General features: G+C 59.1%; 24 protein-coding genes and 1 pseudogene. 15 read left to right on the plus strand and 10 right to left on the minus strand.

Going from position 1 to position 23,217, the window contains the following annotated elements; genetic code table 11:
* Positions 1–66 precede the first annotated feature (66 nt).
* Positions 67–1,161, minus strand: coding sequence for an iron-sulfur cluster carrier protein ApbC (apbC, locus tag ACF6ZU_RS06555; protein ID WP_392891035.1), 1,095 nt, complete (start codon positions 1,159–1,161; stop codon positions 67–69).
* 155 nt (positions 1,162–1,316) lie between these two features.
* On the opposite strand from apbC, the gene metG reads away from it, so the two are divergent.
* The 8 genes and pseudogenes from metG (at position 1,317) to ACF6ZU_RS06595 (ending at position 8,146) form a co-directional block, all read left to right on the plus strand.
* Positions 1,317–3,368 (plus strand): methionine--tRNA ligase, encoded by a 2,052-nt coding sequence (gene metG, locus ACF6ZU_RS06560; RefSeq protein ID WP_392891036.1) that lies wholly within the window; start codon positions 1,317–1,319, stop codon positions 3,366–3,368.
* 131 nt (positions 3,369–3,499) lie between these two features.
* Positions 3,500–4,069: an electron transport complex protein RnfA gene (locus ACF6ZU_RS06565; protein ID WP_392891037.1), complete on the plus strand. Its 570-nt coding sequence runs from the start codon at positions 3,500–3,502 to the stop codon at positions 4,067–4,069.
* Positions 4,070–4,086: 17 nt separating this feature from the next.
* Positions 4,087–4,461: pseudogene (gene rsxB, locus ACF6ZU_RS06570) on the plus strand (electron transport complex subunit RsxB); the annotation flags it as partial.
* A 640-nt stretch (positions 4,462–5,101) separates the two neighbouring features.
* The gene (locus ACF6ZU_RS06575) at positions 5,102–6,085 is read left to right on the plus strand and encodes an RnfABCDGE type electron transport complex subunit D (RefSeq protein WP_392891038.1); all 984 of its coding nucleotides are present in this window, start codon (positions 5,102–5,104) and stop codon (positions 6,083–6,085) included.
* A complete protein-coding gene (locus tag ACF6ZU_RS06580) occupies positions 6,082–6,693 on the plus strand; it encodes an RnfABCDGE type electron transport complex subunit G (protein WP_392891039.1) in 612 nt (203 codons plus the stop codon). The genes ACF6ZU_RS06575 and ACF6ZU_RS06580 overlap by 4 nt, the downstream gene beginning before the upstream one ends.
* Positions 6,686–7,195 (plus strand): Rnf-Nqr domain containing protein, encoded by a 510-nt coding sequence (locus ACF6ZU_RS06585; RefSeq protein ID WP_392891040.1) that lies wholly within the window; start codon positions 6,686–6,688, stop codon positions 7,193–7,195. The genes ACF6ZU_RS06580 and ACF6ZU_RS06585 overlap by 8 nt, the downstream gene beginning before the upstream one ends.
* A 25-nt stretch (positions 7,196–7,220) precedes the next feature.
* A complete protein-coding gene (gene nth, locus ACF6ZU_RS06590) occupies positions 7,221–7,859 on the plus strand; it encodes an endonuclease III (RefSeq protein WP_392891041.1) in 639 nt (212 codons plus the stop codon).
* Positions 7,860–7,966: 107 nt separating this feature from the next.
* On the plus strand, positions 7,967–8,146 hold the full coding sequence (locus ACF6ZU_RS06595; RefSeq protein ID WP_007898493.1) for a PA3496 family putative envelope integrity protein: 180 nt from the start codon (positions 7,967–7,969) through the stop codon (positions 8,144–8,146).
* Positions 8,147–8,231: 85 nt separating this feature from the next.
* Here ACF6ZU_RS06595 and ACF6ZU_RS06600 read toward each other — a convergent pair whose 3' ends face one another.
* Positions 8,232–8,858: a response regulator transcription factor gene (locus tag ACF6ZU_RS06600; protein ID WP_084322710.1), complete on the minus strand. Its 627-nt coding sequence runs from the start codon at positions 8,856–8,858 to the stop codon at positions 8,232–8,234.
* 489 nt (positions 8,859–9,347) lie between these two features.
* Here ACF6ZU_RS06600 and ACF6ZU_RS06605 point away from each other — a divergent pair, with 489 nt between their 5' ends.
* Positions 9,348–9,983: a hypothetical protein gene (locus ACF6ZU_RS06605; RefSeq protein ID WP_392891042.1), complete on the plus strand. Its 636-nt coding sequence runs from the start codon at positions 9,348–9,350 to the stop codon at positions 9,981–9,983.
* Positions 9,984–10,126: 143 nt separating this feature from the next.
* Here the strand turns inward: ACF6ZU_RS06605 and ACF6ZU_RS06610 are convergent, their stop codons facing one another.
* Together ACF6ZU_RS06610 and ACF6ZU_RS06615 are read right to left on the minus strand one after the other, a co-directional pair.
* Positions 10,127–11,344: an argininosuccinate synthase gene (locus ACF6ZU_RS06610; protein ID WP_017738284.1), complete on the minus strand. Its 1,218-nt coding sequence runs from the start codon at positions 11,342–11,344 to the stop codon at positions 10,127–10,129.
* Positions 11,345–11,473: 129 nt separating this feature from the next.
* Complete coding sequence (locus tag ACF6ZU_RS06615) at positions 11,474–12,382, minus strand: OmpA family protein (RefSeq protein WP_392891043.1); 909 nt, start codon at positions 12,380–12,382, stop codon at positions 11,474–11,476.
* A gap of 157 nt (positions 12,383–12,539) precedes the next feature.
* Here ACF6ZU_RS06615 and pyrC point away from each other — a divergent pair, with 157 nt between their 5' ends.
* On the plus strand, positions 12,540–13,586 hold the full coding sequence (gene pyrC, locus ACF6ZU_RS06620; RefSeq protein WP_392891044.1) for a dihydroorotase: 1,047 nt from the start codon (positions 12,540–12,542) through the stop codon (positions 13,584–13,586).
* Positions 13,583–14,260, plus strand: coding sequence for a ribonuclease T (gene rnt, locus ACF6ZU_RS06625; RefSeq protein WP_007938919.1), 678 nt, complete (start codon positions 13,583–13,585; stop codon positions 14,258–14,260). Before pyrC ends, rnt begins: the two co-directional genes overlap by 4 nt.
* Positions 14,261–14,447: 187 nt before the next feature.
* On the opposite strand, the gene ACF6ZU_RS06630 is transcribed toward rnt, so the two are convergent.
* The gene (locus ACF6ZU_RS06630) at positions 14,448–15,050 is read right to left on the minus strand and encodes a peroxiredoxin (RefSeq protein WP_008032158.1); all 603 of its coding nucleotides are present in this window, start codon (positions 15,048–15,050) and stop codon (positions 14,448–14,450) included.
* 314 nt (positions 15,051–15,364) lie between these two features.
* Here ACF6ZU_RS06630 and ACF6ZU_RS06635 point away from each other — a divergent pair, with 314 nt between their 5' ends.
* Together ACF6ZU_RS06635 and bfr are read left to right on the plus strand one after the other, a co-directional pair.
* The gene (locus tag ACF6ZU_RS06635) at positions 15,365–15,583 is read left to right on the plus strand and encodes a bacterioferritin-associated ferredoxin (RefSeq protein WP_008057530.1); all 219 of its coding nucleotides are present in this window, start codon (positions 15,365–15,367) and stop codon (positions 15,581–15,583) included.
* Between the two features lie 199 nt (positions 15,584–15,782).
* Positions 15,783–16,259 carry a bacterioferritin gene (bfr, locus tag ACF6ZU_RS06640; protein WP_060539557.1) on the plus strand — a complete coding sequence of 159 codons (477 nt, stop codon included), beginning with the start codon at positions 15,783–15,785 and terminating at the stop codon, positions 16,257–16,259.
* A 175-nt stretch (positions 16,260–16,434) separates the two neighbouring features.
* Here the strand turns inward: bfr and grxD are convergent, their stop codons facing one another.
* From grxD to ACF6ZU_RS06655, 3 genes are all read right to left on the minus strand, one after another.
* On the minus strand, positions 16,435–16,776 hold the full coding sequence (gene grxD, locus ACF6ZU_RS06645; protein ID WP_194692629.1) for a Grx4 family monothiol glutaredoxin: 342 nt from the start codon (positions 16,774–16,776) through the stop codon (positions 16,435–16,437).
* A gap of 97 nt (positions 16,777–16,873) precedes the next feature.
* On the minus strand, positions 16,874–18,979 hold the full coding sequence (locus tag ACF6ZU_RS06650) for a molybdopterin oxidoreductase family protein (protein ID WP_392891045.1): 2,106 nt from the start codon (positions 18,977–18,979) through the stop codon (positions 16,874–16,876).
* Positions 18,980–19,113: 134 nt separating this feature from the next.
* Positions 19,114–19,404 carry a hypothetical protein gene (locus ACF6ZU_RS06655; protein ID WP_392891046.1) on the minus strand — a complete coding sequence of 97 codons (291 nt, stop codon included), beginning with the start codon at positions 19,402–19,404 and terminating at the stop codon, positions 19,114–19,116.
* Positions 19,405–19,811: 407 nt separating this feature from the next.
* Here ACF6ZU_RS06655 and argF point away from each other — a divergent pair, with 407 nt between their 5' ends.
* Positions 19,812–20,732, plus strand: coding sequence for an ornithine carbamoyltransferase (argF, locus tag ACF6ZU_RS06660; RefSeq protein WP_392891047.1), 921 nt, complete (start codon positions 19,812–19,814; stop codon positions 20,730–20,732).
* Positions 20,729–21,838: an ABC transporter ATP-binding protein gene (locus ACF6ZU_RS06665; protein ID WP_392891048.1), complete on the plus strand. Its 1,110-nt coding sequence runs from the start codon at positions 20,729–20,731 to the stop codon at positions 21,836–21,838. The genes argF and ACF6ZU_RS06665 overlap by 4 nt, the downstream gene beginning before the upstream one ends.
* 108 nt (positions 21,839–21,946) lie before the next feature.
* On the opposite strand, the gene ACF6ZU_RS06670 is transcribed toward ACF6ZU_RS06665, so the two are convergent.
* The gene (locus ACF6ZU_RS06670) at positions 21,947–22,729 is read right to left on the minus strand and encodes a PhzF family phenazine biosynthesis protein (protein ID WP_392891049.1); all 783 of its coding nucleotides are present in this window, start codon (positions 22,727–22,729) and stop codon (positions 21,947–21,949) included.
* Between the two features lie 15 nt (positions 22,730–22,744).
* Positions 22,745–23,215: a Cys-tRNA(Pro) deacylase gene (gene ybaK / locus ACF6ZU_RS06675; RefSeq protein WP_392891050.1), complete on the minus strand. Its 471-nt coding sequence runs from the start codon at positions 23,213–23,215 to the stop codon at positions 22,745–22,747.
* Positions 23,216–23,217: the final 2 nt, after the last annotated feature.

A 23,217-nucleotide genomic window follows, 5' to 3' on the forward strand; every position in this document is an offset into this window, starting at 1 on the left:
GCTTGCCGGCGATGGCGTATTCAAATCCGCCATCGCCGGCAAGCCGGGCTCCTACAAAAGCGCAACTCAATCGTCGCTGATGGTGATGTTCGGCATCGCCGGCGAAGCCGCTTCCTGCAACACGATCCGCGCGCCGACGTGGCGGGCGAGTTCCTGATACACCAGCGCAATCGGGCTGTCCGGCTCGGCAATGACCGTAGGCTTGCCGCCATCGGCCTGTTCGCGGATGGCCATCGCCAGCGGCAACGACGCCAAGAGTTCGACGCCATACTGACTGGCCAGCTTCACCCCACCACCCTCACCGAACAGATGCTCGGCATGCCCGCAATTCGAGCAGATGTGCACGGCCATGTTTTCCACCACACCGAGCACCGGGATGTTGACCTTGCGGAACATCTCGACGCCCTTGCGCGCATCCAGCAGCGCCAGGTCTTGCGGGGTGGTGACGATGACGGCACCGGCCACCGGGACTTTCTGCGCCAGGGTCAGCTGGATGTCACCGGTGCCTGGCGGCATGTCGATGACCAGGTAATCCAGGTCGCCCCAGGCGGTCTGCGTCACCAGTTGCAGCAGCGCGCCGGACACCATCGGCCCGCGCCAGACCATCGGCGTGTTGTCGTCGGTCAGGAAGGCCATGGACATCACTTCGACGCCATGGGACTCGATCGGCACGAACCACTTCTGATCCTTGACCTTCGGTCGGGTGCCTTCGGGAATCCCGAACATGATGCCCTGGCTCGGACCGTAGATGTCCGCATCCAGAATCCCCACCTTCGCGCCTTCGCGGGCCAGGGCCAGCGCCAGGTTGGCAGCGGTGGTGGATTTGCCCACGCCGCCCTTGCCGGACGCCACGGCCACCACGTTCTTGACGTTGGCCAGCCCCGGGATCTGTGCCTGAGCCTTGTGCGCGGCGATCACGCTGGTGATATCGACGCGGGCGCTGGCGACGCCGTCCAGACTTCCAATGGCCATTTGCAGCATCTGCGCCCAGCCACTTTTGAACAGGCCGGCGGCGTAACCCAGCTCCAGCTGGACGCTGACGCGATCGCCCTGGATCTCGATGTTGCGCACGCACCCGGCGCTGACCGGATCCTGGTTCAGGTAAGGGTCGGTGTATTGACGAAGGACGGCTTCCACCGCTGCGCGATTGACGGCGCTCATGGGCAACTCCGATAGCAAGACTGGAAAATCAGGCGGGTATCGTACCCGTTGCATGAATCCACGTCAGTCATCCAATGAAACAGGCGCACGGGGTGAAAAATATGCGCCGGCGCTTTATAGTGGCCGACCTCCGTTTCATCAAGTAGCCGAGCCCCATGTCCGAGCCACGCAAGATCCTCGTCACCAGCGCCCTGCCCTATGCCAATGGTTCGATCCATCTTGGCCACATGCTGGAATACATCCAGACCGATATGTGGGTGCGCTTCCAGAAGCACCGCGGCAACCAATGCATTTATGTCTGCGCCGACGACGCCCACGGTTCGGCGATCATGCTGCGCGCGGAAAAGGAAGGCATCACCCCGGAACAACTGATCGCCAACGTCCAGGCTGAACACAGCGCCGACTTTGCCGAGTTCCTGGTGGACTTCGATAACTTCCACTCCACTCACGCCGAAGAAAACCGTGAGCTGTCGAGCCAGATCTACCTGAAACTGCGCGACGCCGGGCACATCGCCACGCGCTCGATCACGCAATACTTCGACCCGGAAAAGAAAATGTTCCTGGCCGACCGCTTCATCAAGGGCACCTGCCCGAAATGCGGCACCGAAGACCAGTACGGCGACAACTGCGAGAAATGCGGCGCGACCTACGCACCGACCGACCTGAAAGATCCGAAGTCGGCCATTTCCGGCGCCACGCCGGTGCTCAAGGACTCCCAGCATTTCTTCTTCAAGTTGCCGGACTTCCAGGAAATGCTGCAAACCTGGACCCGCAGCGGCACCCTGCAAGACGCCGTGGCGAACAAGATCGCCGAGTGGCTGGATGCCGGCCTGCAACAGTGGGACATCTCCCGCGATGCGCCGTACTTCGGTTTCGAGATCCCCGACGAGCCGGGCAAATATTTCTACGTCTGGCTGGACGCGCCGATCGGCTACATGGCCAGCTTCAAGAACCTGTGCAACCGTACGCCGGAGCTGGATTTCGACGCGTTCTGGGGCAAGGATTCCACGGCCGAGCTGTATCACTTCATCGGCAAGGACATCGTCAACTTCCACGCGCTGTTCTGGCCAGCCATGCTCGAAGGCGCCGGCTTCCGCAAGCCGACCGGCATCAACGTGCACGGCTACCTGACCGTCAACGGCCAGAAAATGTCCAAGTCCCGCGGCACCTTCATCAAGGCCCGGACCTACCTGGATCACCTGTCGCCGGAATACCTGCGCTACTACTACGCGGCCAAGCTGGGACGCGGCGTCGATGACCTCGACCTGAACCTCGAAGACTTCGTGCAGAAGGTCAACTCCGACCTCGTCGGCAAAGTCGTCAACATCGCCAGCCGCTGCGCCGGTTTCATCCACAAGGGCAACGCCGGTGTGCTGGTGGCGGGTAACGCCGCGCCGGAGCTGACCGATGCGTTCCTCGCCGCAGCGCCGAGCATTGCCGAAGCCTACGAGGCTCGCGACTTCGCCCGCGCCATGCGTGAAATCATGGGCCTGGCCGACCGCGCCAACGCCTGGATCGCCGACAAGGCTCCGTGGTCGCTGAACAAACAGGAAGGCAAGCACGACGAAGTCCAGGCCATCTGCGCCTTGGGCGTCAACCTGTTCCGCCAGTTGGTGATCTTCCTCAAGCCGGTATTGCCACTGCTGGCCGCCGATGCCGAGGCGTTCCTCAACGTCGCGCCGCTGACCTGGAACGATCACGCGACCTTGCTCAGCAATCATCAGCTGAACGAGTTCAAGCCGCTGATGACCCGCATCGACCCGGTGAAAGTGCAGGCCATGACCGACGCTTCGAAAGAAGACCTGACCGCCAGCCAGACCGACACCGGCGAAACTGCACCGGCCGGCAACGGCGAACTGGCCAAGGATCCGCTGTCGCCGGAAATCGACTTCGACACCTTTGCCGCCGTCGACCTGCGCGTCGCGCTGATCATCAAGGCCGAAGCCGTGGAAGGCGCTGACAAGCTGCTGCGCCTGACCCTCGACATCGGTGACGAGCAACGCAACGTGTTCTCCGGCATCAAGAGCGCTTACCCGGATCCGTCCAAGCTCGATGGTCGCCTGACCATGATGATCGCCAACCTCAAGCCGCGGAAAATGAAGTTCGGTATCTCCGAAGGCATGGTGATGGCGGCCGGTCCTGGCGGTGAAGAAATCTACCTGCTCAGCCCCGACAGCGGCGCCAAGCCAGGTCAGCGCATCAAGTAAGTTACTGCGCGAACCCGATCCCACAGTCGTGCCTGGCGCGCCTGTGGGATTTTCATATCTGGCCCGCCCTCCGTCCTTGCCGGATAATGCCTAATCTCCTTTGAGAGAGCCCTGTTCCAGCCGGCACGATCATGACCGAACTGCTTCTTGCGCTTATCAGCACCGCCCTGATCAACAACCTCGTGTTGCACACGCCGCTGGGCGTCGATCCGCTGCTGGGCGCCGAGCGCCATCAGGTGCATGCGTTGGGCATCGCGACGACGTGCCTGATGCTGATCGTCGGCATGCTCGGCTACGCGCTCTATCACTGGCTGTTGGTGCCTTTGGCGCTGACTTCGCTGCACCTGTTCGTGTTTCTGCCGTTGAGCGTGCTGTTGATCACGCCATTGCTCAAGCTGTTGCCGAAAGCGTTCGCGGCGCTGTCGTTCGACGGTCTCTGGCCACTGCTGCTGGGCAATGCCGGCGTGCTCGGGCTGGCGTTGATCAACGTCCGCGAGGACAAGGGTTTTCTCCACGCCACGGCCCTGAGTATCGGTGCCGGGCTGGGCTTCTGGCTGGTGTTGAGTCTGTTCAGCGACTTGCGCCAGCGCACACTCGATAACGATGTTCCCCTGCCCTTTCGCGGCCTGCCGATCGACCTGATCGGCGCCGGACTGATCGCAGTGGCTTTTCTCGGATTCAGCGGACTGATCAAAACATGAGTCTGATTCAACGCATCGATGCCCTGTTGCCGCAGACCCAGTGCGGCAAGTGCGGCCACCCCGGATGCAAACCGTACGCCGAAGGCATTGCCAACGGTGAGCCGATCAACAAGTGCCCGCCCGGCGGCAGCGAAACCATCTCGGCGCTGGCCGATTTGCTGAAAGTGCCGGTATTGGAACTGGACGTGAGTCGCGGCTCGGCCCCGGCGCAAATCGCCTACATCCGCGAGGCCGAGTGCATCGGCTGCACCAAGTGCATCCAGGCGTGCCCGGTGGACGCCATCGTCGGCGCAGCGAAGTTGATGCACACGGTGATCATCGACGAATGCACCGGCTGCGACCTCTGTGTGGCGCCTTGCCCGGTGGACTGCATCGAGATGCGGCCGCTACCGCTGGCCACGTTGCCGATTGTGGGAGGGCTGGCCTTCAGCCTCGAGGAACAACAGGAACGCGCCGCCAAGCGCAATCACGCACGACTCCGCTTTGAACAGCGTAATGCGCGCCTGCATCGTGAAGAAGAACTGAAACTCGCCGAGCGCCAGGCCCGTGCGCATCGCGCGGTGCAACAGCCTGAAGTGGCGACGCTCGACCCGGTTCAGGCCGCGCTGGAAAGGGTTCGCGCGCAGAAAGCGGCGAATGCCGATGCGGCACTGAAGAAAGCCAAAATCGATGTGGCCATGAGCCGCGCGCAACTGAACAAATCGCTCAAGGCGTTCGGGCATCCGCCGACGTTCGAACAGCAATCGCAACTGATCGTCCTGCAACAGCAATTCGAAGCCGCCGAGCAAGTCCTGACGCAGCTGGAAGAAAATGCGCCTCCAGCGCCAGCGCCCATTGCACCCGTTGCCCCCGCCAAGGATGCCGACGTTAAACGGGCGAAAATCCAGTTGGCCATGCGCCGCGCCGAACTCAAGAAAGCCCAGGCCCGCGAAGCACCCGCCGAGCAGATCGAAGCCCTGGAACGCGCGCTCGCCGACGCCGAAAAAAACCTGCACGCAGCGCAAGTCGCCAGCGAGCAGCAGGTGAACACCCATGTCACCCCTTGAGCCGGTCGACGAGCGCCTGCAGCAAGCCATGAAGCTGGTGTTGCTGGCCACGGTGCCGGGCATGCTGGTGTTGTTCTGGCTGTATGGCTGGGGCGTGTTGATCAACCTGATTCTGGCGGGTGTGACCGCGCTGGCCGTTGAAGCCGTGGTGTTGAAACTGCGTCAACGTGAGCTTCGACCGACCTTGAGCGACGGCAGCGCGCTGGTCAGTGCCACGCTGCTGGCCCTGGCCTTGCCGCCGTATTGTCCTTGGTGGTTGACGGTGTGTGCCTCGGCGTTCGCACTGTTCGGCAAGCAGCTGTATGGCGGCGTCGGGAAAAATCCGTTCAACCCGGCGATGCTCGGTTTCGCCCTGGTGCTGGTGGCGTTTCCCCAGCCGATGACCCATTGGCCGTCGTCCCACGGCATGGACCTGCTCGGCGGCTTGCAGCAAGTGTTCGATTTCGGCCAGACGCCGGATGCCTGGGTCCAGGCAACGGCGCTGGACAGCCTGCGCATCAATAAGAGCCTGACCATGGATGAACTCTTCGCCGGCAACCCGGCATTCGGCCACTTCGGTGCGCGCGGCGTGGAATGGGTCAACCTGGCGTTTCTGGCGGGCGGCGTGTTTCTGCTGCAACGGCGGGTGTTCAGCTGGCATGCGCCGGTCGGCATGCTGGCCAGTTTGTTTGTCATCAGCCTGCTGTGCTGGAACGGCTCGGGCTCCGACTCTCACGGTTCGCCGCTGTTTCACCTGCTCACCGGCGCCAGCATGCTGGGTGCATTTTTTATCGTCACGGAACCGGTGTCCGGTGCCAAAAATCCGGGCGCCCGACTGTTGTTCGGCGCAGGCGTGGGGTTGCTGACTTACCTGATCCGCACGTGGGGTGGTTACCCGGACGGTGTGGCATTTGCAGTGTTGTTGATGAACCTGTGCGTGCCGGCGCTGGACCGGTTTGCCGCGTCGAGGCAGGAGCGTGTTAAGCCATGAACCGAGCGACGAGCGTGGTGATCGTCCTGTTGCTGGCAGCGCTGGGAATTGGCGCGACTTACCTTGCGCAACGAAGCAGCGCACCACGCATTGCCGCCGAACAGCGGGCAATCGACAGCCGTCGCCTGCTGGACCTGCTGCCCGCTGACAGCTATGACAATCAACCGCTGGAACAGCCGCTACGACTCGACACTGCCGTGTTGGCCAACAGCACATTGCAAGGCGGCTACCTGGCGACCAAAGCCGGCCAGCCCACTATCGTTTTACTGCGCAGCCAGTCGATGGGTTATGCGGGCAGCATCGACTTGCTGATTGCCATCGCCGTGAACGGCAAATTGGTTGCCGTCAAAACCCTCAGGCAATCCGAGACGCCAGGGCTGGGCGCGCGCATCGCAGACTGGCCGAATGCCTGGCTCAATGACTTTGCCGGCAGGTCGCGAAACGAACCGGCCGACAATCGCTGGGCGTTAAAAAAGGATCAGGGCGAGTTCGACCAGATTGCCGGGGCGACCATCACGTCAAGAACCGTGATCAACGCCATCCACGACGCCTTGCGCTACTTCGATGAACATCGGCAACAGCTGATCGGGGACACTTCCCATGAGTAAGTCATCGACATTGCAGAACTCGCTGATGCTTGCGCCGCTGATTGGCGCCACCGACTCGTGGATGACGGCGCTGGGCCTGTGGTTGATGTTTATCGTGGTCATCAGTGCTTATGGTGTCGGCATGCATGCGTTGCGGCCAAGGCTTGTGCCGACCGCCCGGTTGATCGCGGGAATCCTGCTCGCTGCCACGCTAACCAGTTGCGCGGAAATCGCCGCACAAGCCTGGTTACTCCAATGGCACCATCAGGCGGGAATCTATGCCGGGCTGATCGCCTTGCAATGCGTTGTCCTGGACCACACCGGCTTTTTCCAGAGCGCCTGGCGTGATCGTCTGCGCCTGTGTGGCATGTTCGGCGCATTGATGGTGGGTTTGGGCCTGTTGCGCGAACTCATCGGCAGTGAAGGCCTGCATCTGGCTACGTTGGCGCCCGGTGGTTTCATTCTGTTGGGGCTGTTGATCGCAGCCTGGCAGGCCTGGCCTCGCCCGAATCCCTCACACTGACTGCTTTCGAGGAAACGCACTGCCCATGAATGCCGCAAAACGTCTGGAAATTTTCCGCAGGCTGCATGAAGACAACCCGGAACCGAAAACCGAACTGGCCTACTCCACGCCGTTCGAGTTGCTGATCTCGGTGATTCTCTCCGCGCAATCGACCGATGTCGGCGTGAACAAGGCCACGGCCAGGCTCTATCCGGAGGCTAACACTCCGGCGGCCATCCATGCCTTGGGTGTCGAAGGCTTGTCGGAATACATCAAGACCATCGGCCTGTTCAACAGCAAGGCGAAAAACGTGATCGAGACCTGTCGCTTGCTGGTGGAGCGCCACGGAGGCGAAGTCCCACAGACTCGCGAAGAGCTCGAAGCGCTGCCTGGCGTAGGCCGCAAGACCGCCAACGTGGTGCTCAATACGGCCTTTCGCCAACTGACCATGGCAGTGGACACCCACATTTTTCGCGTCAGCAACCGTACCGGGATCGCACCGGGGAAAAATGTGGTCGAGGTCGAGAAAAAACTGATGAAGTTCGTGCCGAAGGAGTACCTGCTCGATTCCCATCACTGGCTGATTCTTCACGGGCGCTACGTCTGCCTGGCCCGCAAGCCCCGGTGCGGCAGCTGCCGGATCGAAGACCTGTGCGAATACAAGCACAAGACTTCGGACGATTGAGGCGCTATTAGGATTATTGATTTATCGATTGAAAAAATCTTTTTTACCCGCAGAGAGATTGTCGATATAAGGAGCGCCAAAGGCAGTCTTAGCCTGGAGTTAACCTTATGAGCACTGGCAAAGAGCAATTGGACGTAGAAGACGACTTCACACCCGTTGAGGCCGATGACGCGGAACCGGTGGTTGAAGTAGCGAAAACCAACCTGAGCAAACGCCGCACAATCGACAACCTGCTGGAGGAGCGCCGACTGCAAAAGCAATTGGCCGATTACGATTTTGATCTATGACACCTGAAAGCCTCCCTGAACGGAGGCTTTTTTTTGAGTACCAAACCTGGCAAAAGCCCTCGCCCCCCTTGGCGCTCAGGCACCGTCACACCAACCCATTGCGTTGAGCCAGTTCGATCAAGTCCACCAGGGATCGCGCGTTGAGCTTCAATAACAGGCGAGTTTTGTAAGTACTCACTGTCTTGTTACTGAGGAACATCCCATCGGCAATTTCCTTGTTGGTCTTGCCTCGGGCCAACTGCTGCAAAACCATCATTTCCCGTCCGGACAAACGATCCACCATATCGGCTTCACTGGCATTTCCCAGACTTGAACGCACTGTATGCAGAGCCTGATTGGGGAAATAACTGTAGCCTGACAATACAGCCTTTATTGCACTGAGCAATTCAGTAAGGTCCTGCTGTTTGCAAACATACCCGGCGGCACCGGACTGCATGCAACGCATCGAAAAATGTCCGGGCGCCTGGGAAGTCAATATCAGGACTTTCATTGGCATGGCTGCCGACACCAGGCGTGCAATGACTTCCAGTCCATCCAGCTTCGGTATACCTATATCCAGGATGACAATATCCGGCATATGTTCACGAGCCAGTTGCAATGCATCCACGCCATTGTCTGTTTCTGCAATGACTTCGTAGCCATGACGTTCCATCAGCATACGTACCGCAAGACGAATGACGGGGTGATCATCCACGATCAGCACTTTATTCATGGGCAAGTCCAATTTCGCTGTTCGAATTTTTAGAGCCCGCACAATAGCCTAGTCGTTTCACCCATGGCATGCCGCCCCCCCCCAACCACCTGCACCGAGAGACATTCCCTACAAATAACGCGGAATACTCCTACAAAAAAGCTTCGACACTTGCGTGTCGGATATCTTATTTGCGCTATGCCATTCCCGGCTTCAACATTTTTTTGTATAAATTTACAAAATGTCGAATACAAACAACAAATCGAGAACGTTGATCCGGCGCGCTTTTAACAGGTGAGCTAACCTTTCACGTCAATCGACACTTCAGCACTTTAATTTGAGCCTGAACACCACTTACACAAAGACTTACAACAAAAAACAATCGATAACTACCACCCAATAAAAACATATATACGATCATTATAAGTTCGCCGCTATCATAAAGACCGCATCGGTGAATAATAACCAACTAACCCAATGAGAAAAGATAAATTCATATGAGTACAAAACATGGAAAAACTAAAACAAAGGATCACCAACCCCATGACAGTCATCGCCATATTCGCAACACTGTCTGAAACTTCCGCAGCTGTCTCCTTGCCCTTTCTGGACAACAAGGAACGAGAAATCTATATCTGGTTTTTGATCAGCTTTCCTTTTTATCTGCTTCTTCTATTCTTCGTCACACTCAACTTCAACTATCGATCGCTCTACGCCCCGTCCGACTTCGAGAAGGGCAAACACTTCATAAAAGCCATGGACAATGCCGAGCGCCCGGATAACACGCGAAGCCCTCCCGGCGAGAACGGTGTACGGGAAAACCACTCATTCCAGCAGCACGTCGATTGGCCCGAGCGACTGAAGGACCTGCACATCATCGATGCGCGATGCATGAACAGAAAAATCGAGTTTCGCGAGCTTCTGGAAGATATTCCCCCGCCCACAGGAGCCACGATGCAACTTGTCGTGTTTCTTATCAGTGCTGAATCGGAAGGTTTGCTGAAGGAAAGCGCGCTCAAATTTTTCAGGCATGCCAAAAAACGCAGCGGCGTACCGTTTTGCGTTGCTTACAACTTGAACTCGCATGAGGTGATGGTCATTGATCAATCTCGCCATGTTGACGCAGAACGGTCAGTGGCTTTTTAGGATCAATGGGAGAGACGCAGGCGGGAATGGCACTTACAGAACAATAAGAAAGATGAATCGCAATGTCAGAAATAAAACCCCTATTTCAAATTTGTGGCCTTGCCGAAAACAAGGCCACAAATCCCATTACCGAATCAAAAGCTTCAGAACAGCTTCCGACCCTTGTTCGCCGCGATACGCATGCGCAAGGCATTGAGCTTGATGAAGCCTGCTGCGTCAGCCTGGTTGTAGGCGCCGCCATCTTCTTCAAAGGTCGCGATGTTGGCGTCGAACAGCGACTCGTCGGACTTGCGGCCAGTGACGATCACGTTGCCCTTGTACAGCTTCAGGCGCACAACGCCGTTCACGTGTGCCTGGGACGCATCGATCATCTGTTGCAGCATCAGACGCTCAGGGCTCCACCAGTAACCGGTGTAGATCAGGCTGGCGTATTTCGGCATCAGCTCGTCTTTGAGGTGAGCCACTTCGCGGTCCAGGGTGATCGATTCGATCGCACGGTGAGCGCGCAGCATGATGGTGCCGCCTGGGGTTTCGTAGCAGCCGCGGGACTTCATGCCCACGTAGCGGTTCTCGACGATGTCGAGACGGCCGATGCCGTGTTCGCCACCGATACGGTTCAGGGTCGCCAGCACGGTGGCCGGGGTCATTTCGACGCCGTCCAGTGCAACGATGTCGCCGTTACGGTAGGTCAGTTCGAGGTATTGCGGCTTGTCAGGAGCGTTCTCCGGGGAGACGGTCCATTTCCACATGTCTTCTTCGTGCTCGGTCCAGGTGTCTTCCAGCACGCCGCCTTCATAGGAGATGTGCAGCAGGTTGGCATCCATCGAGTACGGGGATTTTTTCTTGCCGTGACGCTCGATCGGGATTGCGTGCTTTTCAGCGTAATCCATCAGCTTTTCACGGGAGAGCAGGTCCCATTCGCGCCACGGTGCGATCACTTTCACACCTGGTTTGAGAGCGTAGGCGCCCAGTTCGAAACGAACCTGGTCGTTGCCCTTGCCGGTGGCGCCATGGGAAATGGCGTCAGCGCCGGTTTCGTTGGCGATTTCGATCAGGCGCTTGGCGATCAACGGACGGGCGATGGAAGTACCCAGCAGGTACTCGCCTTCGTAAACGGTGTTGGCGCGGAACATCGGGAACACGAAATCACGCACGAACTCTTCGCGCAGATCGTCGATGTAGATTTCTTTCACGCCCATGGCCTGAGCCTTGGCGCGAGCCGGTTCGACCTCTTCGCCCTGACCCAGGTCAGCGGTAAAGGTCACCACTTCACAGTTATAAGTATCCTGCAGCCACTTGAGGATCACCGAAGTGTCCAGGCCGCCGGAATACGCCAGAACGACCTTGTTTACGTCCGCCATGCCATCACTCCACGGGGTTCTACGGAAAGCCGTCAAGTCTACCGGTCATGCAGAATAATTTACAGTGGCGCGACAGCTTATGACGACGAAGCGACAGATTATGTCGAGCGCGCGACGATCACAGCCGGCTCATGAGGTCTTGGCTGCGCTCGCCGACGCCGTCGTTTGAGGCGCTGGCGCTTCGGTCGGCGCGACCCGCGCGAGGTGCACGTTGACCCGACGGTTCTTCGCCCGGTTGGCGGCATTGGTGTTGGGCACCAACGGGTAGCGTTCGCCATGGAAGCGCACGGTGATCTGCGATTCCTGAACACCGTTGGCCTTGAAAAACTCCATGACCGCCAAGGCTCGGCGGCGTGACAGCTCGCGGTTGGCCAGGCGATTGCCGCTGTTGTCGGAGTGGCCATCAAGCTCAATGTGATTGACCGTAGGATCGGCCTTCATGAATTCCAGCATCACCTGCAACTGAGCCTTGGCCTGCGCGTCGAGATCCAGGCCTTCGCCGGAGAAGCCAATCTGTGACTGTTTGACCTGCTCGAAATTCTTCGGCAGCAGTTTCGCCACACAGCCCTGGTAATCGTTAAATGCCTTGCTGAATTTGACCGGCAACAGGCGCACTTCCGACACCCGGCCATCGCCCGAAGAATGCCGAACGACCGGACTGCGCCCATCCATCAAGCCGCTGATCAGACGCCCGGCCTGAACCTGCGAACTGTTGAACAGGACGTTGCCGCTGCCGATGCGCACGGAGCCAAGGTTGATGTCACCACGCCCTGGCTGCCACGGCGCAGCGGCTGCAAGCAGGGTCGCCGAGCCGCCGCCGACCATCGAATTGTAGGCCTTCAGACGAAATGTCGCCTGCTCGCCGGCACGGCGCACGAATTCGCCCGACCCGAAATCGGTGATCGGCTGGATCAGGCGACACTCGAACTTGTCCCCTTCGACCGTCCACTCGATGCTCTCCAGACGGGTCTGGAAAGTGAGCGCCATCGCGGGAAGGCTGGCAAACACACTGAGCAAGGCTAAATAACGCTGGCGCACGGGAGGCTCCACTGGCTTCTACAACAAAATGACCGACACACATGTTTACGGCATACCTGTTGGATATCGGAAGCTTCCGGCAAAACTTGATAGCGAGTGCCTGAGAGAGTCTTTTCCGGTAGCATTCCCCTCAGTTTGACCCGCCTGGAATCCCCTCATGTCCGACCGCCTGACCCTGCTGCGTCCCGACGACTGGCACATTCATCTTCGCGATGGTGCCGTGTTGACCAATACCGTTGCGGATGTCGCGCGTACCTTTGGTCGCGCCATCATCATGCCCAACCTGGTACCTCCGGTGCGCAACGCCGCTGAAGCCGACGGCTATCGCCAGCGGATTCTCGCTGCACGTCCGGCCGGCAGCCGTTTCGAACCGTTGATGGTCCTTTACCTCACCGACCGCACCCAGCCCGAAGAAATTCGCGAGGCCAAGGCCAGCGGTTTCGTGCACGCCGCCAAGCTGTACCCGGCCGGCGCGACCACCAACTCGGATTCTGGCGTCACCAGCATCGACAAGATTTTCCCCGCGATCGAGGCCATGGCCGAGGTCGGGATGCCCTTGTTGATTCACGGTGAAGTCACCCGTGGCGATGTCGACGTGTTCGACCGCGAAAAAATCTTCATCGATGAGCACATGCGCCGTGTGGTCGAGCGTTTCCCGACACTCAAAGTGGTGTTCGAACACATCACCACCGCGGACGCCGTGCAGTTCGTCAACTCGGCCCCGGCCAACGTTGGCGCGACCATCACCGCGCATCACTTGCTCTACAACCGCAACCACATGCTGGTCGGCGGGATTCGCCCGCACTTCTACTGCCTGCCGATCCTCAAGCGCAATACGCACCAGGAAGCCCTGCTCGACGCCGCCACCAGCGGCAGCGAAAAGTTTTTCCTCGGCACCGACTCGGCGCCCCATGCCCAGCATGCCAAGGAAGCCGCTTGCGGTTGCGCCGGTTGCTACACCGCTTATGCGGCGATCGAGATGTACGCCGAAGCGTTCGAACAGCGCAATGCGCTGGACAAGCTCGAAGCCTTTGCCAGCCTCAACGGCCCGCGCTTCTATGGCCTGCCGGTGAACACCGATCGCATCACCCTGGTCCGCGACGAGTGGACCGCCCCCACCAGCCTGCCATTTGGCGAGCTGACCGTTATCCCGCTGCGCGCCGGTGAAAAACTGCGCTGGCGCCTGCTGGAGGAACACGCGTGAGTGAAGACCATTTCGACGACGAACAGGACGGTCAAGGCGGCGGAGGTGGTCCACGCCACCCGATGGCAGCTCGATTCCGCGGATACCTGCCAGTCGTTGTCGACGTTGAAACCGGTGGTTTCAACTCTGCCACTGACGCCTTGCTGGAAATCGCCGCGACCACCATCGCCATGGATGAAAAAGGCTTTGTGTATCCCGATCACACCTATTTCTTCCGTGTAGAGCCTTTTGAAGGCGCGAACATCGAAGCGGCCGCGCTGGAATTCACCGGGATCAAACTCGATCATCCGCTGCGCATGGCGGTGAGCGAAGAAGCGGCCTTGACCGATATCTTCCGTGGCATCCGCAAGGCGTTGAAAGCCAACGGCTGCAAGCGGGCGATTCTGGTCGGGCACAACAGCAGCTTTGACTTGGGCTTCCTCAATGCGGCAGTTGCGCGACTGGACATGAAACGCAACCCGTTTCACCCGTTCTCCAGTTTCGACACCGCCACCCTGGCTGGGTTGGCTTACGGTCAAACCGTGCTGGCGAAGGCCTGTCAGGCCGCGGACATCGACTTCGACGGCCGTGAGGCCCACTCGGCCCGCTACGACACCGAGAAGACGGCCGAGCTGTTCTGCGGCATCGTCAATCGCTGGAAGCAAATGGGCGGCTGGGAAGACTACAACGACTGATTGCGGTCCTGCTCTTTGTAGGAGCGAGCCTGCTCGCGATGGACTCAAGAACACCGCTGAGTATCAGGCTTCAAGCGTTATCGTTCACGACCATCGCGAGCAGGCTCGCTCCTACAGAATCCTGCGTTTATCCCGCCCATAAAAAAACCGGCCTCAACGGCCGGTTTTTTTATGCCTCGAACGCGCCTTACAGGGCAGCAGCGTTCTCGGTCAGGTAAGCCGCGACGCCTTCGGTCGAAGCGGTCATGCCCTTGTCGCCTTTCTTCCAGTTGGCAGGGCAAACTTCGCCGTGCTCTTCGTGGAATTGCAGAGCGTCAACCAGGCGGACCAGCTCTTCGATGTTACGGCCCAACGGCAGGTCGTTGATGATCTGCGAGCGGACAACGCCTTTGTCGTCGATCAGGAATGCGCCACGGAAAGCCACGCCGCCTTCGGATTCAACGTCGTAAGCCTTGGCGATTTCGTGTTTCAGGTCGGCAGCCATGGTGTAGCGAACTTCGCCGATGCCACCATTGTTCACCGGGGTGTTGCGCCAGGCATTGTGAGTGAAGTGCGAGTCGATCGAAACGGCGATCACTTCAACGTTGCGTGCCTTGAAGTCAGACATGCGGTTGTCCAGAGCGATCAGCTCGGATGGGCAAACGAAGGTGAAGTCCAGTGGGTAGAAGAACACCAGGCCGTATTTGCCTTTGATGGCCGACGACAGGGTGAAGCTGTCGACGATTTCGCCATTGCCGAGTACGGCCGGTACGGTGAAGTCAGGGGCTTGCTTGCCTACGAGTACGCTCATTGAATATCTCCTGGTGTAAAAACGTGAAGTTCCGGGTTTGCGCCAGCCTGCCACCCTCAGGCGACAGCCCTGTGACACCCACCCGCTTCATAAGGACCGGCCATCATACACTGCGTTTTTCACCTGTCCTCAACGGTTTTTCACGTACAGGACAATTTGCCTTCTCTGCAGTTACTGGCAGATTGCCCAGAAGAAAACCGTTCGTCAGTCACGCTGTCTTATAACGCAAAGCTTTCAGAAACCACTTTGACAATCATTCTCGTTAACATTAAGATCCATCGCAATTGAGTCACAACCAGCGACGGTTTTCACTTATGTATGTCTGCCTCTGCACTGGCGTCACCGACGGTCAAATCCGCGATGCAATCTATGAAGGATGCTGCAGTTACAAGGAAGTCCGTCAGGCTACCGGCGTAGCCAGCCAATGCGGTAAATGCGCCTGCCTTGCCAAGGAAGTGGTGCGTGAAACCCTGACCAAATTGCAAACAGCCCAGGCGGCGATTCCTTTCCCTGTAGAATTTACTGCCGCGTAAATACCCCGTTTCAAAGAACCGGACTTCAAGTCCGGTTTTTTTATGCCTGAAAATCAATTGCTTACGCCCTAGACGCGGAACACAAACATTCTTATTCCGATTAATTTTCATTTAAGTTTCAATAACTTAGGTTTGACACTCTTAATTGTGCGGCTCAAACTCTGGTTTATAGACAGCTAATACAGGGCAGGACCCCATCATGAAAGGCGACGTTACAGTCATCCAGCATCTCAACAAGATCCTTGCCAATGAGCTGGTCGCGATCAATCAGTATTTTCTGCATGCGCGCATGTATGAAGATTGGGGTCTGAACAAGCTCGGCAAGCACGAATACCACGAGTCCATCGATGAGATGAAACACGCGGACAAGCTGATCAAGCGCATCCTGTTCCTGGAAGGCCTGCCAAACGTGCAGGACCTGGGCAAGCTGCACATCGGCGAGCACACCAAGGAAATGCTTGAGTGCGACCTGCGTATCGAACGTACCGGGCATGCTGACCTGAAAGTTGCGATCGCTCATTGCGAGACGGTTGGCGACTTTGGCAGCCGTGAACTGCTCGAAGACATTCTCGAGTCCGAGGAAGAACATATCGACTGGCTGGAAACCCAACTGGGCCTGATCGACAAGATTGGTCTTGAGAACTATCTGCAATCGCAGATGGGCGACGACGAGTAAGTTAGCGTTCGTTAAATTCAAGACAATAAAAAGCCCCGCCCTCTTTTAAGAGGCGGGGCTTTTTTGTGCCTGCGATTATTGTAGGAGCCAGCTTGCTGGCGATGCAGGCAACTCGGTCTTTCTGTTGCACCGATTTGTCCGCATCGCCAGCAAGCCGGCTCCTACAGGGACCGGGTCAGGCTTCGGTCTTGTTCGCAGCAGCAGCTTCGACAGCCGCCTTGATGGTGCTTTGCAGCGAACCGTCTGCAGCCATCTCGGTCATGATGTCGCTACCGCCGACCAGCTCACCACCGACCCACAGTTGCGGGAAAGTTGGCCAGTTGGCGTATTTCGGCAGGTTGGCGCGGATTTCCGGGTTCTGCAGGATATCCACGTACGCAAACTTTTCGCCACATGCCATCACGGCCTGTGCAGCTTTCGCGGAGAAGCCACACTGCGGGGCATTCGGCGAACCTTTCATGTAAAGCAGAATGGTGTTGTTGGCAATCTGCTCTTTAATCGTTTCGATGATATCCATGAAGCACCTCGGCTGAACTTTCCGACTCAAGGGTCGGCACGGTGGCGCATTGTAACGGAAACCCGAGCGCCATGCTCGGTCTCCCCGACAGACTCGATCAAGCCGTCGCCACCGTCACCGGCACACCGTTCAATGCCGCATTCCCGGACAACTCGTCGACCTGGCATTCGTCAGTCAGGTCATTGGCGCTGGAACCCGGCTGGCCGCTGGCAATCGTCATCTGCACCCCAGGCCGTGCATGGCCCCAACCGTGAGGCAGGCTGACCACGCCTTTCATCATGTCCAGGCTGCCCAGCACTTCCACTTCGATCATGCCGACCCGGGAACTCACCTTCACCCGCTGCCCATCACTGAGCCCGCGACTGGCCAGGTCGTCCGGATGCATCAGCAATTGATGGCGCGGCTTGCCTTTCACCAGTCGGTGGTAGTTGTGCATCCATGAGTTGTTGCTGCGCACATGGCGGCGGCCAATCATCAGCAGCTCATCGGCAGCCGGCGCTTGCAGCGCGGCGAAACGGGCCAGGTCGGCAAGAATCGCCGCAGGTGCCGCCTGTATGCGCTGATCAGCGGTTTTAAGACGCGATGCCAGGTTCGGCTTGAGCGCGCCCAGGTCCACCCCATGCGGATGATCGAACAAGGTCGCCAGCGACAGCTTGTGCTCCGAGGCATCGCCATACAGCCCCATCCGCAAACCACGGTCGATCATCTGCGCCGGTGGAATCGTCGGCTTCAGCTCCTTGCCGGTCTTTGCGGCAAAGGCCTTAGCCAGACCGACGAAAATCTCCCAGTCGTGCAAGGCGCCGTCCGGCTTGGCCAGGATCGCGCGGTTGAAGCGGGTGACGTTACGCACCGCAAACATGTTGAAGGTGGTGTCGTAGTGATCGTTTTCCAGGGCCGAGGTCGATGGCAGGATCAGGTCGGCGTAGCGCGTGGTTTCGTTGATGTACAGGTCGACACTGACCATGAACTCCAACCCGTCCAGCGCCTGCTCCAGTTGCCGGCCATTGGGTGTCGACATCACCGGGTTGCCGGCCACGGTTATCAGCGCGCGGACCTGCCCTTCCCCTTCGGTCAGCATTTCTTCGGCCAACGCCGACACCGGCAACTCGCCGCCATACTCCGGACGTCCAGACACGCGGCTCTGCCACAGGTTGAAATGCCCGCCGGAAGTCGACGCCACCAGATCAACCGCCGGTTCGGTGCACAACGCGCCGCCCTCACGGTCGAGGTTGCCGGTGACCAGATTGATCAGTTGCACCAGCCAATGGCACAAGGTGCCGAACGCCTGGGTCGAAACACCCATGCGCCCGTAGCAGACCGCCGTCGGTGCTGCCGCGAAGTCCCGCGCCAGCTGGCGGATCTGCTCGGCAGGCACGGCACACAACGGGCTCATGGCTTCTGCGGTGAAATTCGCGACGGCTTCGCGCACCTCATCCAGACCGTCCACCGGCAAATGACTTTCCCGCGCCAGGCCTTCCGCGAACAGGGTGTTGAGCAACCCGAACAGCAGCGCCGCATCGCCCCCCGGGCGCACGAACACATGCTGATCGGCGATCGCCGCGGTCTCGCTGCGACGCGGATCGACCACCACCACTTTGCCGCCCCGGGCCTGAATCGCCTTCAGGCGCTTTTCCACGTCCGGCACGGTCATGATGCTGCCGTTGGAGGCCAGCGGATTGCCGCCGAGGATCAACATGAAATCGGTGTGATCGATGTCCGGGATCGGCAGCAACAGGCCGTGGCCGTACATCAGATGACTGGTCAGGTGATGCGGCAGCTGGTCGACCGATGTCGCGGAAAACCGGTTACGGGTTTTCAGCAGGCCGAGAAAATAGTTGCTGTGGGTCATCAGCCCATAGTTGTGCACGCTGGGATTGCCCTGATAAACCGCTACCGCGTTCTGCCCGTGTCGGGCCTGAATCCCGGCCAGGCGTGCGGCGACAAGGCTGAAGGCGTCTTCCCACGCGATGGGCTGCCATTCGCTGCCGACCCGCAACATCGGCTGGCGCAAGCGGTCCGGATCGTTCTGAATGTCTTGCAGGGCAACAGCCTTGGGGCAGATATGCCCGCGACTGAAGGTATCCTGGGCGTCGCCCTTGATCGAGGTGATCTGCACGGCGCCATCGGTCTCGGTGGTCTCGATGGTCAGGCCGCAGATGGCTTCACACAGGTGGCAGGCACGGTGATGGAGAGTCTTGGTCATGGCCAGTCTCTGTCTTGTTCTGGGCGGGCAATAACGGCCGCGGGAGCAAAACTATGGCCCGTGCCCTGCCGCTGCGCCAGCGACGTTCATCGTGTGAATCGCCACCCATCAGGCCAGCCGATGGCCGCGAGGGATCAGTTCGACGGCAGCCTTGGCGGTGCCTGCAACTGGATCTCCTGAATGGTTTCGATCTGCTCGTGGGCGACATGTACCCCGGTGAGTTCGCCGATGATGCGCCAATGCTCGTCGAGACCTGCGCTGATGGTGGCCATGCGGTCAATCATGCGCCGACCCGCAGCCCGGGTGACCTCGTCCTGGCTTCGCAGAAGCTCGAAAGACATCGAGGTCATGGAAGCCGTGAGGTGCGTCAGTGAGCGGGCCGTGAGCCCGAGCAATTCCATGAGTTGCTGTTCTTTCGATTCCATTCCAAATGGCTTCCTGCGTCGTTCGTGACTTAGTTATAACCCAGCACTTTGCATTAGCAAGTGTTTCCGACGAGGCACATTGCCATCGTTGATCTCGAATAGCCCGCCGAAAACCGACAACCACCGCGCCATCCCCGCCCCGCTTGATTGCAAAGCCCCGCAAGCCCGGTGTACAAATGACGGGCTGCTGTCAGGAAACCGACTTCAAACGCGCTATTGCGGTAACCCCCCTAGCCCCTCTGAAATCCCCTAAACACCGTAGCCTATTGGAAAAACGCGACATTTAATGTCAAGATCGCGCCTTCCCTATTTCGTCGCCCCGTGCGGCTTACGCCGCAGGTCTCGCCCGTTGTTCCGTTAAACAAGGCTTTGAGTATCTGCGGTCTGTTGCAAAAAGGTAGTCAATGATGAGCGCAAGGCACTTTCTCTCCCTGATGGATTGCACGCCCGAAGAGCTGGTCAGCGTGATCCGTCGAGGCGTTGAGCTCAAAGACCTGCGTAACCGCGGCGTACTGTTCGAGCCTCTGAAAAACCGCGTGCTCGGGATGATCTTCGAGAAGTCCTCGACCCGTACCCGGATCTCGTTCGAGGCTGGCATGATCCAGCTCGGCGGCCAGGCCATCTTCCTGTCGCCCCGCGACACGCAACTGGGCCGTGGCGAACCGATCGGTGATGCCGCCATCGTCATGTCGAGCATGCTCGATGCCGTGATGATTCGTACCTTTTCCCACAGCACCCTGACCGAATTCGCCGCCAATTCACGCGTTCCGCTGATCAACGGCCTGTCCGATGACCTGCACCCGTGCCAGTTGCTGGCCGACATGCAAACCTTCCTCGAACACCGCGGTTCGATCCAGGGCAAGACCGTGGCCTGGATCGGCGACGGCAACAACATGTGCAACAGCTATATAGAAGCGGCGATCCAGTTCGACTTCCAGCTGCGCATCGCCTGCCCTGAAGGTTATGAACCCAACCCTGAATTCGTGGCCAAGGCTGGCGAGCGGGTCACCATCGTTCGCGACCCGAAGGACGCCGTACGCGGCGCGCACCTGGTGAGCACCGACGTCTGGACCTCCATGGGCCAGGAAGAGGAAACCGCCAAGCGCCTGAAGCTGTTCGCGCCGTTCCAGGTCAACCGCGCGCTGCTGGACCTGGCCGCCGAAGACGTGCTGTTCATGCACTGCCTGCCCGCCCACCGTGGCGAGGAAATCAGCCTCGACCTGCTCGATGACCCGCGCTCCGTCGCCTGGGATCAAGCGGAAAACCGTCTTCACGCACAGAAGGCCTTGCTCGAGTTTCTCGTCCCGCCTTCGTACCATCACGCATGAGCCAGCCATTACTGCTTAACCTGCGCAACCTCGCCTGCGGCTATCAAGACCAGCGCGTCGTGCAGAACCTCAACCTGCATCTGAATGCCGGCGACATCGGTTGCCTGCTCGGCTCTTCGGGCTGCGGCAAAACCACGACGCTGCGAGCGATTGCCGGTTTTGAACCGGTACACGAAGGTGAAATCACCCTGGCCGGCGAAACCCTGTCCAGCGCCGGTTTCACCCTTGCGCCGGAGAAGCGCCGGATCGGCATGGTGTTCCAGGATTACGCACTGTTTCCGCACTTGAGCGTCGCCGAAAACATCGCCTTCGGTATTCGCAAGCATCCGCAAAAGGATCGTGTCACCGAAGAGTTGCTGGAACTGGTCAACCTGAAGAACCTCGGCAAACGCTTCCCGCACGAGCTTTCCGGCGGTCAGCAACAGCGCGTCGCATTGGCCCGCGCCCTGGCGCCGGAACCGCAACTGCTGCTGCTCGACGAACCCTTTTCCAACCTCGACGGCGAACTGCGGCGCAAGCTCAGCCATGAAGTGCGTGACATCCTGAAAGCCCGTGGCACCAGCGCGATTCTGGTAACCCACGATCAGGAAGAAGCCTTCGCAGTCAGCGACCATGTCGGGGTTTTCAAGGAAGGCCGCCTCGAACAGTGGGACACGCCCTACAACCTGTATCACGAGCCACTGACACCCTATGTCGCCAGTTTCATCGGCCAGGGTTACTTCATTCGCGGTCAGCTGAGCAGCCCGGAATCGGTACAAACCGAACTGGGTGAACTGCGCGGCAATCGGGCCTACACCTGGCCGATTGGTGGCGCCGTGGATGTTTTGCTGCGGCCGGACGATATCGTTTACGCACCGGACAGCGCCTTGAAGGCACGGATTGTCGGCAAGTCGTTCCAGGGTGCGTCGACGCTGTATCGGTTGCAGTTGCCGACGGGCGCGCAACTGGAGTCGATCTTCCCGAGCCATGTCGATCATCAGGTCGGCGCGCAAGTGGGTATTCGGGTTGCGGCTGAGCACCTCGTGTTGTTTCAGGCGTCCGGCAGCATCGCAGCGCAAATTCCGGCAGTCGAGTCCGGTGTTCGCCGCTACAGCACCGCCAGCTGATACACAAAATCTGTAGGAGCCGGCTTGCTGGCGATGCAAGCAACTCGGTGCAACAGGAAGACCGAGTTGCCTGCATCGCCAGCAAGCCGGCTCCTACAGGGATTGGGGTCAACCGAGGATCAGCGTTCCGCTCGCAACGAGCGTCGCATTGCCACCGATCTTCACCCGGTCCCCTTCCAGCCGGCAGAACAACGCACCACCGCGTTTCGAACACTGATACGCCGTCAAACCCGTCTTGCCCAACCGTTTCGACCAGTACGGAATCAGGCTGCAATGAGTCGAGCCCGTCACCGGGTCTTCATTGATACCGATGGCCGGCGCGAAGTATCGCGACACAAAATCATGCTTGCTGCCCCGCGCCGTGACGATGGCGCCCAGCCAGGGCAGTTTCGCCAGAGCGGTCATGTCCGGCTGACAATCCAGCACGGCCTGCTCGGACTCCAGCACCACCAGCAATTCATTCGAGCCCAGCACATCGACCGCTTCGACGCCCAGTGCGCGCTCGACGTCCAAAGTGACACCCAGTTCCGAAGGCTCGATCGCCGGGAAATCCAGCCATAGCCGATCGCCTTCGCGACTCACGCTCAGCGGGCCGGATTTGCAGGTGAAATCCAGGCGTTCCGCGGGCTCTTTATAGATTTCGAACAGGACATAAGCTGAGGCCAGCGTGGCATGCCCGCACAGCGGCACTTCGGTGGTCGGGGTAAACCAGCGAATGTGCCAGCCCTGCCCCTCGCGCACCACAAAGGCGGTTTCGGCGAGGTTGTGCTCGGCGGCGATCTTCTGCATCAACTCGTCGGCGAGCCAGGCATCCAGCCGATAGACCATCGCCGGGTTGCCACTGAACGGGCGATCACTGAACGCGTCGACCTGATGAAACTCAAGCTGCATAACCTTCTCCCTGATTCAGGCGCGGCCGATATCGGCGAACGTCGCCTGGGTGTGTTCGGCCAGCACCGCCGGAGCCAGTTCAACTTCTAGACCGCGCCGACCGGCACTGACAAAAATGCTCGCAAAGGGCTGGGCTGAATTATCGATAAAGGTGCGCAGGCGTTTCTTCTGCCCCAACGGACTGATGCCGCCCAACAGATAACCGGTGGACCGCTGCGCAGCGGCCGGATCGGCCATTTCGACTTTTTTCACGCCCGCCGCGTGCGCGAGGCCCTTCAGATCTAGAGTTCCGACGACCGGCACCACCGCCACCAACAACTCCCCTTTTTCGCTGGCCGCCAACAATGTCTTGAACACCTGCGCCGGGTCCAGGCCCAGTTTCTCCGCCGCCTCCAGCCCATAGGATGCGGCCTTCGGATCATGTTCGTAACTGTGCACGTGATGTTCGGCACGAACTTTTTTCAACAAATCCAATGCGGGGGTCATGA

It is taken from the genome of Pseudomonas migulae (assembly GCF_043225285.1).
GTDB lineage: Bacteria > Pseudomonadota > Gammaproteobacteria > Pseudomonadales > Pseudomonadaceae > Aquipseudomonas > Aquipseudomonas migulae_C.